Raw genomic sequence first — 13,714 nt, 5'->3', positions numbered from 1 at the left:
GTTAAACTTCAGTTTCATGCAGATAGCTCAGCGTACAGTTGCCTACCTCGTCCCACAGCTGGCATTCGTCAACCGAACGCAGCGTGGTGGCGGTGCCGTGCAGCTGCTATTCGCGGAAGTTTTTATCGTAGGTGTAGAGATCTTTGCTGCGTGCGGTGATGGCGCTGACGACCTATCCCTGCGAGTCTCAGCGCCAGCGGCTTTCGCCGCTGGAGAGCGCGTCGTTGCCGCGCGAGACGCTTTTTATCAGCCGCAGCTGCGCGTCGTAGCGATCGGTGGTGTCGGTGAAGCCCAATTTTCCCATGCTGGTGTACTTGTCGGAGGCGGTGATGATATTGCCGTGCCGCCCGGTCAGCCAGCTGATGGTGCCCTGACGGTTATCCACCACCTGCTCCTGGCCCGCTTTCAACACCTTGACCATATAGGCGTGCTCCGCCACCCAGCCGCCCTGCACGCGCGCGATATGCTGCTCCATGCTTAAGGAGACATTGCGCTCTTTTTTATCAAAGGTGACTCGGCGATCTGGAGCATGCCGCAGGAATCGAACTGCCCAAGTATCCGCTTCTGCGAGTCTATATCCTTGCGATCACCTAACGCACCGCGCCTTTGGCGCCCAGCATAATCCAGCTGTTACTGCTGGCAACCGCCTGGCTGTGCGGCCCGCAGGCGGCGGCCCACAGCGCGGGAAAGGCGCACAGCGAACCGAGCACAAGCGCTGCAGTCAGAGCGCGTTTCATGATGTAACTTCCAGAGATCTCAATCACCTGAGTGTAACGCTATTTGCGTCATCCGGCGCGGCCCGCTGAATAAAGGACAAAAAATACCCCAGCAAGGTGGCTGGGGTTTGGTACTTGCAAACATCACGTTTTGAGGCGTGCTGTGCGGCAAAATCTTGGGTGATTCAGGCGACCCGGACGCTGTTAAGCTGCATCACGCTTTTCATGGCTTCCACCATGTCACTGTCGACGCAGTAACGTCTGAATTCGTCTATTTCAGCATCGGAACACATGGACACGCCGGCTTTACGGTAGCGCATCGGCGACGTAACGAGGCGGCTGGCGGAGCTGTGAACCTCTCTGAGGCCGCTGTCGAAAAACTTTTGCAGGTTGCTAACTCGCACCCCTGCGCCGGCCATAATAATTGGACCTTCGCTCTGTTCATTAAGTTCCTTTAATAACGCAATTCCGTTTTCAGCGCTCTGCTGCTGGCCGGAAGTAAGGATGCGCGCCACGCCCAGCGCGGTCAGCTCCTCCAGCGCGCGGTTCGGGCTGTGGCACAGATCGAAAGCGCGGTGAAAGGTCACCTGCACACCGTCGCACAGCGCCATGATCTGCCGCATGCGGGCGCGATCGATATGCGCCTCCTCATCCAGCATGCCGATGACCAGCCCGGGAAAGCCCATCTCGCGGATTCTCGCCACGTCCGATTTCATGATGTCGAACTCGCGCGCGGTATAGCAGAAATCGCCGCCGCGCGGCCGAACGATGGGATGGACCGGAATGGCGATTTCGCGCATTGCAGCCTCCAGCGCGCCCGCGGAGGGGGTCAGGCCGCCTTCACGCGGCGCCGTGCACAGCTCTACGCGATCGGCGCCGGCCTGCTGTGCGGTCAATGCGCAATCCACGCCGTAGCAGCAAATTTCCAGTGTGGACATTTCTCCTCCTTTCATGACATCCGGCTCGACACAGGGCTATCAGTTAGTCTGACGCTAAAGACCAGTTTACGTGGAAAACAGAACATGGCATTTAATTTTGACCAACGGATAGACCGGCGTCACAGCGATAGTCTCAAATGGAACAAATATGGTGACCGAGATGTGCTTCCGCTGTGGGTGGCGGACACCGATTTTCGCTCGCCGGAGTGCGTGATTGAGGCCGTTAAACGCTGCGCCTAACATAGCGTTTTCGGCTATGGCGCGGGTCCGGGCGGGTTGATCGAGGCGGCCATCGCGCGCTTCGAACAGCGCTACCAGTGGAAAGTAGAGCCGGAGTGGATAGTGGTGCTGCCTAGCGTGGTCAGTGGGCTGAACCTGACGATACGCGCGTTCATCCGTTTTGACGAGCGCTCAATCTGCCCCTCGCCCATCTATCCGCCCTTTCGCGGCGCGGCGACGCTGGATGCTCGACCTCAGCGGGGCCGAGGCGCAGCTCAACGGCAAAGAGCGGCGGCTGCTGCTGCTGTGCAACCCGCAAAAATCCGGCGGCATGGTCTACCGCCGCGACGAGCTGGAGGCGCAGCTGACGTTCGCCCGCCGCCACGATCTGATTGTCTGCTCAGATGAAATCCACTGCGATCTGCTGCTGGAGCCGGGCGTCAGGCATATCCCCTTCGCCAGCCTGAGCGAGGATGCGGCGCAGCGCAGCATTACGCTGATCTCCCCCTCCAAAAGCTTCAATATCGCCGGTCTGGGCGCCTCGCTGGCGACGATCTCCTCCAACCGCCAGGGGTAAAATTTAATGGTGGTCTGGCCGTCGGTCACCGCCAGGGTGGGATTGGGCAGGCGCTCATTTTCACCTTGCGGCGAACTGGTCTTAAAAGAGATGCCCTGCTGGGTCAGCGCCTCGTCGCCATTCAGCGCCATCGCACGCATTCCCAGCGTTTCATGGTCGCCGCGCAGCACGATTTCCACGTGCTCGAATCACTCATGCTGATAGCGCTTTTCTCCGGGCCAGGGCAGCTCAACGACATCCAGCTGCCAGCCGTTCACGCTTAAAGGCTGACGCAGTTTGAACAGGCAAACAGGCCGACCATTGATCATCGCTTCGGAGAACTGGGTGCCTATTTTCAGCAGCCCCTGCTGCCAGCGCTCGGCGGTGCTGTTCTGGTCACAGCGCAGCGTGATATGGTCAGCCTCCAGTTCCGCTAAGTTTAATCCGAGCCGATCGGCAAATTATTGCAGTGACAGGCTAAAGCGCGCCAGATCCGCCTCTAAATCGTGCAATTCCAGTGGAAAATTTGAGTTTGAAGCCATAAAATCCCTCTATTTTGTTTAGGTTTTTTATCAGTAAAAAGTCGCGCCAGCTCTGTATTCGGCGCGACAAAATTACAGGAATCATCCGATTTTCCCGCTATTTTGCCGAAAAAGCATTTAACAGACTCTTTTAATTCGGACTTATCCTCTCTTCAGGTCCAGCCATTACTGGATGAAAGTGCCTTAAACTCCTGATTAAATTAAAGTTAATTAATACAATGAGATAACTCTTATTTGACAGCCAAACAATTGCAGCCCCTCCGCCTTTCTTATAAATTTGACCTAACACCTCTACAAGGAATGGCTTTATGTTCATGCTCATTGTTGTCGCTGTCCTGATCGCCTTGATGGGATTTGCCATTTCACGCCACTGGAAAGTGCGTGAAGACAAAAGCGTTAAAAATCCCCGCCGTCATCTGCGCCGTCGCTGCTCGCTGTTTCCCCGCTTTGCCTGTGCGGCGACTGCTGACGCAGCGCGACATATCACGTATACTTCCCCTCCTCTTTTTTCCATTCTGCACGCTCTCCAGGCACGTTGGCAGAATGAAGACTACGGCTCGCTGTGTGGCAGACGAGCCTTTCTGCGGATGAAGGTAACGCGGTGAATATTCAAGCTCTTCTTTCCGAAAAAGTCAGTCAGGCGATGATTCTAGCCGGTGCGCCGGCCGACTGTGAACCCCAGGTTCGTCAGTCCGCCAAAGCGCAGTTTGGCGATTACCAGGCGAACGGCATCATGGCCGTGGCGAAAAAACTGGGTCAGGCGCCGCGCCAGCTGGCCGACATCGTCATCCAGCATCTTGACCTGAACGGCATCGCCAGCAAAGTGGAGATCGCCGGACCGGGCTTTATCAATATTTTTCTCGACCGCAGCTGGCTCGCCGACCAGGCAAAGCAGGCGCTGACGCAGCCGCGCCTGAGCGTAGCCGCCGTTGAGCCGCAAACCATCGTTGTCGACTACTCGGCGCCGAACGTCGCCAAAGAGATGCACGTCGGCCACGTGCGCTCCGCCATCATCGGTGACGCGGCCGTGCGCACGCTGGAGTTTCTCGGCCACAACGTGATCCGCGCCAATCACGTCGGCGACTGGGGCACGCAGTTCGGCATGCTGATCGCCTATCTGGAAAAGCAGCAAAACGAGCATCACGAAGAGATTGTGCTGGCCGATCTGGAAGCCTTCTATCGCGAAGCCAAACGCACCTACGATGAGGACGAAGCCTTCGCCGAGCGCGCGCGCGCCTACGTGGTGAAGCTGCAGGGCGGCGACGAATACTGCCGCGCCATGTGGAAGAAGCTGGTGGACATCACCATGAGCCAGAACCAGCTGATCTATGACCGTCTCAACGTGACGCTGACGCGCAAGGACGTGATGGGCGAGAGCCTCTATAATGACATGCTGCCAGGCATTGTCGCCGATCTGCGCGCCAAAGGGCTGGCGGTCACCAGCGAAGGCGCGACCGTGGTGTTCCTCGACGAGTTCCAGAACAAAGAAGGCGAGCCGATGGGCGTCATCATCCAGAAAAAGGATGGCGGCTACCTCTACACCACCACCGATATCGCCTGCGCCAAATACCGCTACGAAACGCTACATGCTGACCGCGTGCTCTACTACATCGATTCACGCCAGCATCAGCATCTGCAGCAGGCGTGGCTCATTGTACGTAAGGCGGGCTACGTGCCGGAATCGGTGCCGCTGGAGCACCACGCCTTTGGCATGATGCTGGGTAAAGATGGCCGTCCGTTCAAAACCCGCAGCGGCGGCACCATCAAGCTGGCCGACCTGCTGGAAGAGGCGCACGATCGCGCGCTGACGCTGGTGCGCGAAAAGACCCCGGAGATGAGTGAAGCGGAGCTGCAGCAGCTGGCGGAAGTGGTCGGCATCGGCGCGGTGAAATATGCCGACCTGTCGAAAAGCCGCACCACCGACTATATCTTCGACTGGGACAATATGCTGGCGTTCGAGGGCAACACCGCGCCCTATATGCAGTATGCCTACACGCGTGTGCTGTCGGTGTTTCGCAAATCGGGCGTTGCGATCGACGCGCTGGATGCGCTGGATGCGCCGCTGACCATCGCCGAGGATCGCGAAGCGCAGCTGGCGACGCGCCTGCTGCAGTTTGAGGAGACCATCACACAGGTGGCGCGCGACGGTACGCCGCACGTGATGTGCGCCTATCTCTACGACCTGGCGGGCCTCTTCTCCGGCTTCTACGAACACTGCCCGATTCTCAGCGCGGACGATGAGGCAACGCGCCAGAGCCGCCTGCAGCTGGCGGCGCTGACGGCGAAAACCCTGAAGCAGGGTCTGGATACGCTGGGTATCAAAACCGTCGAGCGTATGTAACAAACAAAACTCCGCCGAGGCTTGAAGTGCACGCAAATGTTAACTGTGCGGGTAGTCTGGTCCGATCGCAAAGTCGCTCAAGGCATCCCTGCGCGCTCGTCCCGCGGCGTCCCTGACGCGGGACGCTTTGCTCTTCGGCCCAGACTACCCGCACCTGATCAAATCAAAAACCCCGCGGCGGCGGGGTTTTTAAATTCTGGTAGTTCACCATCACGTCGCTGCTCAGCACCCGCAGACCCGGTGGCAATGCCCCCCTGCCCGCCACGCCAAACACCATATAGAGCATTTCGCCCGCGTCGAGATGTGCCAGCGCGTGCGTAGTTCCGCTGCCGCCCTCCAGCTCAGCGCAGCGCTGGGCGCCGCACAGCTTCACCTGCAAACCGGACAGATCCGTGCCGGTCAGCTGGTAATGCCAGTTAATCAGCGTCACCGCGCCGGTGACGCCCGGCGGCGCGCGCAGCGGATAGTTGACCAGCAGTACCGGCGGCAGCGCCTGCAGCAGCAGACACTCCAGCGTGGTATCGAGGCCGATAACCTGAACTTCGCCGTTGCCGGGGAACCACTGCTGCGCGATGGCGCGGCCCAAGGCCACGCGCACTACGCTGGTCAACTCCTGCGGATCGCTCTGCACCTGCGCATGCTCCACCAGCGTTTCGATAATGGTGCGCATATCGCGAATCGAGACGCGCTCGGTCAGCAGGTTCTGCAGCACCTTGTGCAGCATGGTCAGGGTAATGACGCCCGGCACCAGATCTTCCGTCAGCTTCGGCATCTCCTGGCTGACGCGATCCAGCAGCTGCTGCGCCTCCTGACGACCGAACAGCTCGCTGGCGTACTGGCCGATTAGGTGGTTAAGGTGGGTCGCCACCACGGTAAAGCCCTGGATCTGCGCCTGCTCTTTCGGCGCGCTGTCGATCCAGATTGCCGCCAGTCCGAAGGACGGATTGATGGTCGCCTCGCTCGGCAGCGTGCCCGCCGCCGTGCCGGGATTAATCGCCATCCAGCGCCCTGGATAGGCGTCACCGTTGCCGATCTCCACCCCTTTCATCAGGATGCGGTAGCGCGCGGGCGGCAGCTCCATGTTGTCGCGGATATGCACCACCGGCGGCAGAAAGCCGACATCCTGCGCCACCTTTTTACGGATGCTGCGGATGCGCCCCAGCAGCTCGCCGTTCTGGGTATTGTCCACCATCGGAATCAAGCGATAGCCTACCTCCATACCGAGCGTGTCCTCCAGGTGGACGTCGGTCCAGGAGGCGTCGGCGGGTCGGGCGATGGTGCCGCTGGCGGCCTCCGGCTTTTTCTTCGCCTCCATTTTGCGGCCGCGCATCCACCAAGCGAGCCCCAGCAACGCGCCGGTAAACATCAGAAACACGAAGTTTGGCATGCCGGGCACCAGGGCGAGCACGCCAGCGCTCAGCAGCATCACGCGCGGTTTTTTAAACAGCTGGCCCATCATCTGCTCGCCGACGTCCTGATCGGTACCGACGCGCGTAACGATCACGCCCGCCGCGGTGGAGATCACCAGCGCCGGGATCTGCGCCACCAGCCTGTCGCCGATGGTCAGCAGCGTATAGGTCTTGCCTGCGTGGCCGATATCCATGCCGTGCTGCACCACGCCCACCAGCAGGCCACCGATCACGTTGATCACCATAATCAGGATGCCAGCGATGGCGTCGCTGCGCATGAACTTACTGGCGCCGTCCATCGAGCCGTAGAAGTCCGCCTCTTGCGTCACTTCGGTACGACGCTTTTCGCCTACTCTTCGCCGATCAGCCCGGCGTTGAGGTCGGCGTCGATCGCCATCTGCTTGCCGGGCATGCCGTCGAGCACGAAGCGCGCGCCGACTTCGGCGATACGCCCGGCGCCCTTAGTGATCACCATAAAGTTGATCACTACGAGGATCACGAACACCACGATGCCGATAGCGAAGTTGACCCCGACGAGGAAGTGGCCGAACGCCTCAACCACCCGTCCAACCGTGCCGGAGCCGGTATGCCCCTCCATCAGGATAATACGCGTCGAGGCGACGTTCAGCGCCAGCCGCAGCAACGTAGAGAAGAGCAGGATGGTGGGAAAGGCGGCGAACTCCAGCGTGCGCTGGGTGAACATCGCCACCAGCAGCACCATGATCGATAGCGCGATATTAAAGGTGAACAGCAGATCGAGGATGAAGGCGGGCAGCGGCAGCACCATCATCGACAGGATTATCATGATCAACACCGGACCGGCAAGCACCTGCCACTGTGTCTCTTTCAGATTGTTCGGTAACCGCAGTTTTGCGGCCAGGTTAGCCATCGTTTAGCTTCTCTCCTGCAAAGTCCATATCGGCCGGAACCGGCAGATTTTTCGGTTTGTTCGGGATTAGGCCGCCTTTGCGCTTCCAGCGCCGCAGCTGCCAGACCCATGCCAGCACTTCCGCCACCGCCGCGTAGAGCGCGCCGGGGATCTGCTGGCCGATTTCGGTGTGCCGACAGAGGGCGCGCGTCAGCGGCGGCGCCTCCAACAGCGGAATGCGGTGTTCGGCGGCGATTTCATGGATCTTCAGCGCCACCTCGCCCGACCCTTTCGCCACCACTTTCGGCGCGCTCATCTTTTTCTCGTTGTACTGCAGCGCCACCGAGTAGTGCGTCGGGTTAGTGACGATCACGTCGGCTTTGGGAATGTCAGCCATCATGCGGCGGCGCGCATCGCCTGGCGGATGCGCCTCTTCACGTGCGGGTCTCCCTCCTGCTGTTTGAATTCGTCGCGGATCTCCTGGCGCGACATACGCAGCTTTTTGTAGTAGCTGTAGAGCTACCAGAAGACATCGTAGCCCACCATTGGGATCAGGCCGAGCACCACCAACGCACAGCAGGCGGCGATCATCTCCAGCCCGTGCATCAGGGCGCTGGCGGGCGACTAGCTGATCAGCCGCAGCATCTCCGGCGAGTGCGACCAGATGTACCAGCCGCCAACGCTGCCCACCAGCACCGCCTTCAGGATGCCTTTGAACAGCTCGGTCCAGGCCTGCGCGGCGAAGCGGCGCGCCATCAGTGAGCCGCCCAGCCACAGGATCATCAGCCCCGCCAGCAGCATCAGCACCGAGGTCAGCTCGCGCGATCGCGGGATCTGCCCCTCCTCACGCGCCTTTTCTAGTCGGTGGGGTGTGGGCAATTCTGTTTTGTCCTCGTCGCTCTCTTCAGCCACGACAAACCTCTGTGGGTAGGAATTCTGAGCATAATTTGGCTTTGGTTAAAGCGAAGATAAGACGGGGAAAACAGGCGTTCTTTGACGGATGAGAGGAAAAATGCAGAGAGGCCCCGCTGGCTGGCGGTGCCGCTTATATGACATTGCCGCCAGCCTGCAGGCTAGAGGCGCAGGGTTAAAACCCTAAGCTATCCAGCAGGTCATCCACCTGATCCTAGTTCGCCACCACGCCCGGTACATCGGCGTGGATCTACGGACCATTCAGCAGGCTGGTGCCCTCCTGACGCTTCTCGGCGCTGACTTCTGGCATGTTCTCCAGCAGCACCATCAGCAGCTGAAGTTCAATCTCCTGGATCACGTCCATCATGCGCTTGATGACCTGACCGGTCAGGTTCTGAAAATCCTGCGCCATCATGATTTCAAGCAGCTGCTTGTTGGTGAAGGCGGTATGCTCAGGCACGTTGGCGAGGAATTCACGCGTATCTGTCACCAACTCCCGCGCATCGGCCAGTTCAATTGGTTTTTCAAACCACTGCTCCCAACGCCCTTTCAGCTGGGTTGCCCCGGCTTCCATTTTATCCTGATGCGGCTGCGCCGCTTCGACGCAGTTCAGCGCATGGTCGGCAGCCTGGGCCGTCATCTGTACCACATAATCCAGACGGTCGCGGGCATCGGGAATGGCTTCAGCCGCATCGGCAATGGCCTTATCTAGCCCCAGCTCGCGCAGGCTATCGCGCACTATGCGCGTCAGCGAGCCGATGCGAGCAATGATGTCGTGTGCCGAGGCATCCTCAGTTGGTTTCGGAAGGTCGCTCATCACATCTCCTTACATACCCAATTTTTCGAAGATCTTGCCTAATTTTTCTTCCAGCGTGGCAGCGGTGAACGGTTTCACCACATAGCCGCTGGCGCCGGCCTGCGCCGCCGCGATGATGTTATCTTTCTTCGCTTCCGCGGTCACCATCAGCACCGGCAGCTCGCTCAGTGTGCCGTCGGCGCGGATGGTCTGCAGCAGTTGCAGGCCGTCCATGTTCAGCATATTCCAGTCGGAGATAACGAAGTCGAACCCGCCCGCTTTCAGCTTGGCGAGGGCGTCCACGCCATCTTCCGCCTCTTCGACGTTATTGAAGCCCAGCTATTTCAGCAGGTTACGCACGATGCGACGCATCGTGTTGAAGTCGTCCACCACCAAAAAGCGCATGTTTTATCAGCCATAATTACTCCTGTGTTATCTCGCCCGGCAGGACGGGCCTGTTAAATTCGCAGTGCCTGTCCGGCGCTAATTTTTACCAGCATATGCTGGCTGATGTTGCCTAAATCCACGACTTCGCTCACCCCGCTGCTGGTGATGGCTTCGCGTGGCATACCAATTACAACACAGGACGCTTCGCTCTGGGTGATGGTCCAGGCGCCGGCGCGGTGTATCTCCAGCATGCCCGCCGCACCGTCGTTGCCCATGCCGGTGAGGATCACTCCGACGGCATTACGCCTGGCATTGATCGCCACCGATCGGAACAGCACATCGACCGAAGGTTTATGACGGTTCACCAGCGACCCTTCGTTGAGCTTCACCACGTAGTTGGCGCCGCTGCGTCCCAGCTCCATATGCATCGCGCCCGGCGCGATATAGGCGTGTCCCGGCAGAATGCGCTCGCCGTCTTCCCCCTCTTTCACCGTGATCTGACAGAGCTTGTTAAGACGCTCGGCGAACGATTTGGTAAAGCCCGGCGGCATATGCTGAGTGATCATCAGCGCCGGGCTGGTGGGCGGCAGCGGCTGCAGCACGTGGCGGATCTCCTCGGTACCGCCGGTGGAGGAGCCGATGGCGATCAGCTTCTCGCTGCTGAGCAGCGGACCCGCTTTCAGGGTCACCGGCACCGGCATCGTCGGACGGGCGTGCAGTCGGGCGAGCGCCGCGGCGCGAATCTTGTCGGCGATGGTCTGGCTGTAGGCCAGCATGCCTTCGCGAATGCCGAGCTACAGCTTGGTGAGAAGTCTACCGCCCCCAGCTCCAGCGCGCGCACCATGCCGGCGTGCAGGCCAGTGCCGCGCGGAAAGAAGCGCTGCAGCAGCTGCTGCTGCGACAGCGTGCGCAGCTCCTCCTCGCGATAGACGCCGGCGACCGCTTTTTCCAGCACCTGCATGTCGATATCGCTGGCGTGCGCCTGAAACTTCCCCGGCCCGGCGCCGAGCGTCTCCGCCAGCGTCATGGCGATAGAGTACGGCTCCTCGCCGATCGAGGCCGCCGCGCACCAGAAGTTAAAGCTGCCGGCGCGCTTGCGCGCATGTTCCGCCAGCACCGGAAAATGGTGCGCCTCGCGGAAAAAGGCGGTCAAGTTGGTGGTCAGCGCATTAATAAACGCCTGCCACTCCGCGCTGTTAGCGTAGTTCTCCAGCAGCGCGAGGTAGCGGCCGAAGTCGTAAATGTTCAGCGTGTGCAGGCGCCGCACCAGGCGGTTGTAGACCATTTCACGTTTGTTGTCGGCCAGCACGATGCCGGCACGCTGATAGATCAGCTGGCTGATACGACGAAAGTGTGCATCCGAGAGCGGCAGGCGCTGCACCATCTGCGGCAGCAGCGTGGTCGCCTCGTTTTAATCCAGTAACGTCGATTTCTTCATTTCAGGCACCTGTGCGCACCTCGCTCGCTACAACGGCGAAGCCGCGTCCCTATTCGCCGGCGCGCGCCGCTTCCACCGCCGCGTTGAGCGCCAGAATGTTGGTCTGGAAGGCGATGCCGTCAATCACGCTGGTGATGTCAGCGATCTTCTTCGAGCTGCCGGCGATGTCGCTCATGGTTTTCACCACGCCGTCCACCACGTTGCCGCCCTTCTGCGCGGTCTCCGACACGCTGAGCGCCAGCTGCGACGCCTAGCAGGCGTTCTCAGCGTTCTGCTTCACCGTGGCGGTAAGTTGCTCCATGCTGGCGGCGGTCTGCTCCAGCGACGCCGCCGGCTCTTCGGTGCGCGCGGAGGGGTCGTTATTGCCCGCCGAGATTTCGCTGGCGCCGGTATGATGGCATCCGCGCCGTCGCGCACGTCGCCGACGGTGCGCACCAGCGACTGCTGCATCTCATGCAGGCTGGCGGCCAGCTAGCTCATCTCGTTACGTCCTTCGACGCGGATTGGCTGGGTGAGATCGCCATGCGCAATGCGCTGAATACGGCCGATGTTGGCGTTGAGCGGGTTAATCAGCACGCGACGCAGGCCGAACCAGCACAGCACGATCGCCAGCACCAGCGTCATGATTGCACCGAGGATCCACAGCATGCGCGCATAGGCGCTGGCATTTTTCGCCACGCCCAGTTCCGCGAGCTGCGCCTGATTAGCGCGCCAGTCGGTGTAGATATTCAGGAAGGCGCTCTGGCTCGGCGCCACCGGCACCTTGCCCGCCTCGGAGAGATTATTGGCCTGCGGCGCCGTTTGTATCTGCGCCAGCGCCGTAGCATAGGCGCCATACGTGTCCATCAGTCGATTGTTTCGCGCCATGTCCTGCCCCGGCGTATCCGGCGTCGCTTTAAACAGTTCAACGTTCGTCACCGCCGTTTGCTGGAAGTGCTGGCTGTCGGTAAACAACGACGCAATATCCGGCGCTTTGCCATCCAGCTTACTGTTCACGATTCGCAGTTGAATACGCGTCAGCACCACACGGCTTTGGTTGAGGTTCATATAAGCGTCGTTAAGCGCCTGAAGATTCTTACTGGCAAGCTGCGACACGCTGAAGCTGGTTTTACATCGTTTAATGCAGAGAAAAACACTGCTCCTGAGAAAGCCTGGAATAGGCCAAACATCAGTAAAACAAGCAGTAAACTGGTGACAACACGAAGATGCAGATGTTGCCGCCCTGATGCTCCGCCGACAGGGTCAGGTTGCCGGTGGCCACCTTGCCCGCTGCTAGGCGTTTTTCCGGCGACTCGATGCCGTGGTCAAGGCTGTTGCGCACCAAGTGCGTCAGGGGATCTATCATGCGTTCGATCAGGCTCTTGTCGAGTTCGAGCGAGCTTCCGAGCAGCGTCAGCACCACCTCTTTGCCGAGCTTGCTCGCCAGATCGCGCACCAGACCAGACGCGGGAAGCGGCTAAAGACGTACTCCATCGGCATCATACGAATCGACATCTCCGACTCCTGCAGGTCGCGCGCGTTGCGCTCCAGCTGGCCCATGCTGTTCAGCAGATCGCCGTGCGCCACCGGATCGAATTCACCGGAGCGCTGCGCCAACATCGACTGGGTGATCACCGGCTCGGCGGCGGATGAGGCTTCCGCGCCCGCTTCCGGGAAGCGGATTTACGCCTCTTCGATCACGAAGCAGAGCACCGCCACGAAGTCGGCGCCCTTCACAACGTTGCTCAGGCTGCCAAGGTTGCCCAGCTCTTCTAGTAGCAGATCCACCTATTTCTCTCTTTCAGGTTGATCATCTGCACGCGCAAACCTGCCTCGCGCGATCTTTACGATAATTTACAAAAAGCAGTGCCTTCTGGCGACCAGCCTTAATTTTAAGGTAAATTTTCGCGCGGCGCCCACAGCGACTCGATAACTGAGATCAGATGCTGAATCACCTGCTGGGCAGCATGCGAGAGCTGGCGCGCCGGGGCGCAGCGGCACGAACTGCAGCGCCCCGCTTTCCACCTCTTTCATCACGTCGAGCAAGCTGAGAATGCTGACGCCGCTGCCCTGCACGATCAGCGATTTAACCAGGCGGATGGCGGATATCGTTGCAGGTGATGACGTTTTTCGGCTGCAGATTATGCCGCCGATAGAGCATCTCGACCCGCTCGTTGCGCGCTGTCGTGCATGCTGAGATCGAGCCGCAGCCAGGGGGGCATCTGGGCGATCTGCGACAGCGCATCGGCCAGCGCGCCGTCGTTCAGCGCCTGGATCAGACCGAAACTGACGTGGCCGCGCCGCAGCCCCTGAATCTCATCGAAACGCTGGCGGGTGTGCTGATATTCGCGCTGCCAGCGCCGCAGATCGTCGCAGAGCAGCTCACCCACGCTGGTGAGGCGCATGCCCAGCTCCTCCTCCGCCTGCAGAATCTGACAGTTGATAGCCGAGGCGGAGACGTGCAGCTGTTCCGCCGCCTTTCGCAGGCTGCCGCTGCGCGCGACTTCGAGAAAATAGTGGGAAAATCGGGAACGGGAAAAAGGAAGCATGGGTCACCTGTACACATTTATGCAACACGCGGCTGAAAAAACGATGATGGCTTGTTGCACCCTG

General features: G+C 60.0%; 4 protein-coding genes and 12 pseudogenes. 3 read left to right on the top strand and 13 right to left on the bottom strand.

Going from position 1 to position 13,714, the window contains the following annotated elements; genetic code table 11:
- Positions 1-4: 4 nt before the first annotated feature.
- Together EIO60_RS11515 and cutC are read right to left on the bottom strand one after the other, a co-directional pair.
- Positions 5-737 (bottom strand): annotated as a pseudogene (locus tag EIO60_RS11515) (hypothetical protein); the annotation flags it as partial.
- A gap of 164 nt (positions 738-901) precedes the next feature.
- Positions 902-1,654 carry a copper homeostasis protein CutC gene (cutC, locus tag EIO60_RS11510; protein WP_258576870.1) on the bottom strand — a complete coding sequence of 251 codons (753 nt, stop codon included), beginning with the start codon at positions 1,652-1,654 and terminating at the stop codon, positions 902-904.
- Positions 1,655-1,738: 84 nt separating this feature from the next.
- Here cutC and EIO60_RS11505 point away from each other — a divergent pair.
- Positions 1,739-2,429, top strand: a pseudogene (locus EIO60_RS11505) (MalY/PatB family protein); the annotation flags it as partial.
- Here the strand turns inward: EIO60_RS11505 and EIO60_RS11500 are convergent.
- A pseudogene (locus EIO60_RS11500) lies at positions 2,414-2,971 on the bottom strand (VOC family protein); the annotation flags it as partial. The pseudogenes EIO60_RS11505 and EIO60_RS11500 overlap by 16 nt on opposite strands.
- Positions 2,972-3,279: 308 nt before the next feature.
- Between EIO60_RS11500 and EIO60_RS11495 the strand changes: the two are divergent.
- Together EIO60_RS11495 and argS are read left to right on the top strand one after the other, a co-directional pair.
- Positions 3,280-3,576 carry a hypothetical protein gene (locus tag EIO60_RS11495; protein WP_258576869.1) on the top strand — a complete coding sequence of 99 codons (297 nt, stop codon included), beginning with the start codon at positions 3,280-3,282 and terminating at the stop codon, positions 3,574-3,576.
- The gene (gene argS / locus EIO60_RS11490; protein WP_258576868.1) at positions 3,573-5,312 is read left to right on the top strand and encodes an arginine--tRNA ligase; all 1,740 of its coding nucleotides are present in this window, start codon (positions 3,573-3,575) and stop codon (positions 5,310-5,312) included. The genes EIO60_RS11495 and argS overlap by 4 nt, the downstream gene beginning before the upstream one ends.
- A 163-nt stretch (positions 5,313-5,475) precedes the next feature.
- Here argS and EIO60_RS11485 read toward each other — a convergent pair whose 3' ends face one another.
- From EIO60_RS11485 to EIO60_RS11435, 10 genes and pseudogenes are all read right to left on the bottom strand, one after another.
- The gene (locus EIO60_RS11485) at positions 5,476-5,742 is read right to left on the bottom strand and encodes a flagellar protein FlhE (RefSeq protein WP_258576956.1); all 267 of its coding nucleotides are present in this window, start codon (positions 5,740-5,742) and stop codon (positions 5,476-5,478) included.
- Between the two features lie 24 nt (positions 5,743-5,766).
- Positions 5,767-7,610, bottom strand: a pseudogene (gene flhA, locus EIO60_RS11480) (flagellar biosynthesis protein FlhA); the annotation flags it as partial.
- Positions 7,603-8,501 (bottom strand): annotated as a pseudogene (locus tag EIO60_RS11475) (EscU/YscU/HrcU family type III secretion system export apparatus switch protein). The pseudogenes flhA and EIO60_RS11475, both read right to left, overlap by 8 nt.
- Positions 8,502-8,715: 214 nt before the next feature.
- Positions 8,716-9,318, bottom strand: a pseudogene (cheZ, locus tag EIO60_RS11470) (protein phosphatase CheZ).
- Between the two features lie 9 nt (positions 9,319-9,327).
- Positions 9,328-9,716 (bottom strand): annotated as a pseudogene (gene cheY, locus EIO60_RS11465) (chemotaxis response regulator CheY).
- 39 nt (positions 9,717-9,755) lie between these two features.
- Positions 9,756-10,525 (bottom strand): annotated as a pseudogene (gene cheB / locus EIO60_RS11460) (chemotaxis-specific protein-glutamate methyltransferase CheB); the annotation flags it as partial.
- Positions 10,517-11,068: pseudogene (locus EIO60_RS11455) on the bottom strand (CheR family methyltransferase); the annotation flags it as partial. The pseudogenes EIO60_RS11455 and cheB, both read right to left, overlap by 9 nt.
- 106 nt (positions 11,069-11,174) lie before the next feature.
- A pseudogene (locus EIO60_RS16800) lies at positions 11,175-12,291 on the bottom strand (methyl-accepting chemotaxis protein); the annotation flags it as partial.
- A 29-nt stretch (positions 12,292-12,320) separates the two neighbouring features.
- Positions 12,321-12,933: pseudogene (locus EIO60_RS11440) on the bottom strand (chemotaxis protein CheA); the annotation flags it as partial.
- Positions 12,934-12,993: 60 nt separating this feature from the next.
- Positions 12,994-13,650: pseudogene (locus EIO60_RS11435) on the bottom strand (LysR family transcriptional regulator).
- Positions 13,651-13,714 lie beyond the last annotated feature (64 nt).

This window comes from Candidatus Pantoea persica (assembly GCF_013753875.1).
Lineage (GTDB): Bacteria > Pseudomonadota > Gammaproteobacteria > Enterobacterales > Enterobacteriaceae > Pantoea > Pantoea persica.
This window is presented reverse-complemented; position numbering and strand designations above follow the sequence as displayed.

Bases quoted from the DNA above. Each gene is read 5' to 3' on its own strand.
- cutC (WP_258576870.1), bottom strand. From the start codon at position 1,654: ATGTCCACACTGGAAATTTGCTGCTACGGCGTGGATTGCGCATTGACC.
- EIO60_RS11495 (WP_258576869.1), top strand. From the start codon at position 3,280: ATGTTCATGCTCATTGTTGTCGCTGTCCTGATCGCCTTGATGGGATTT.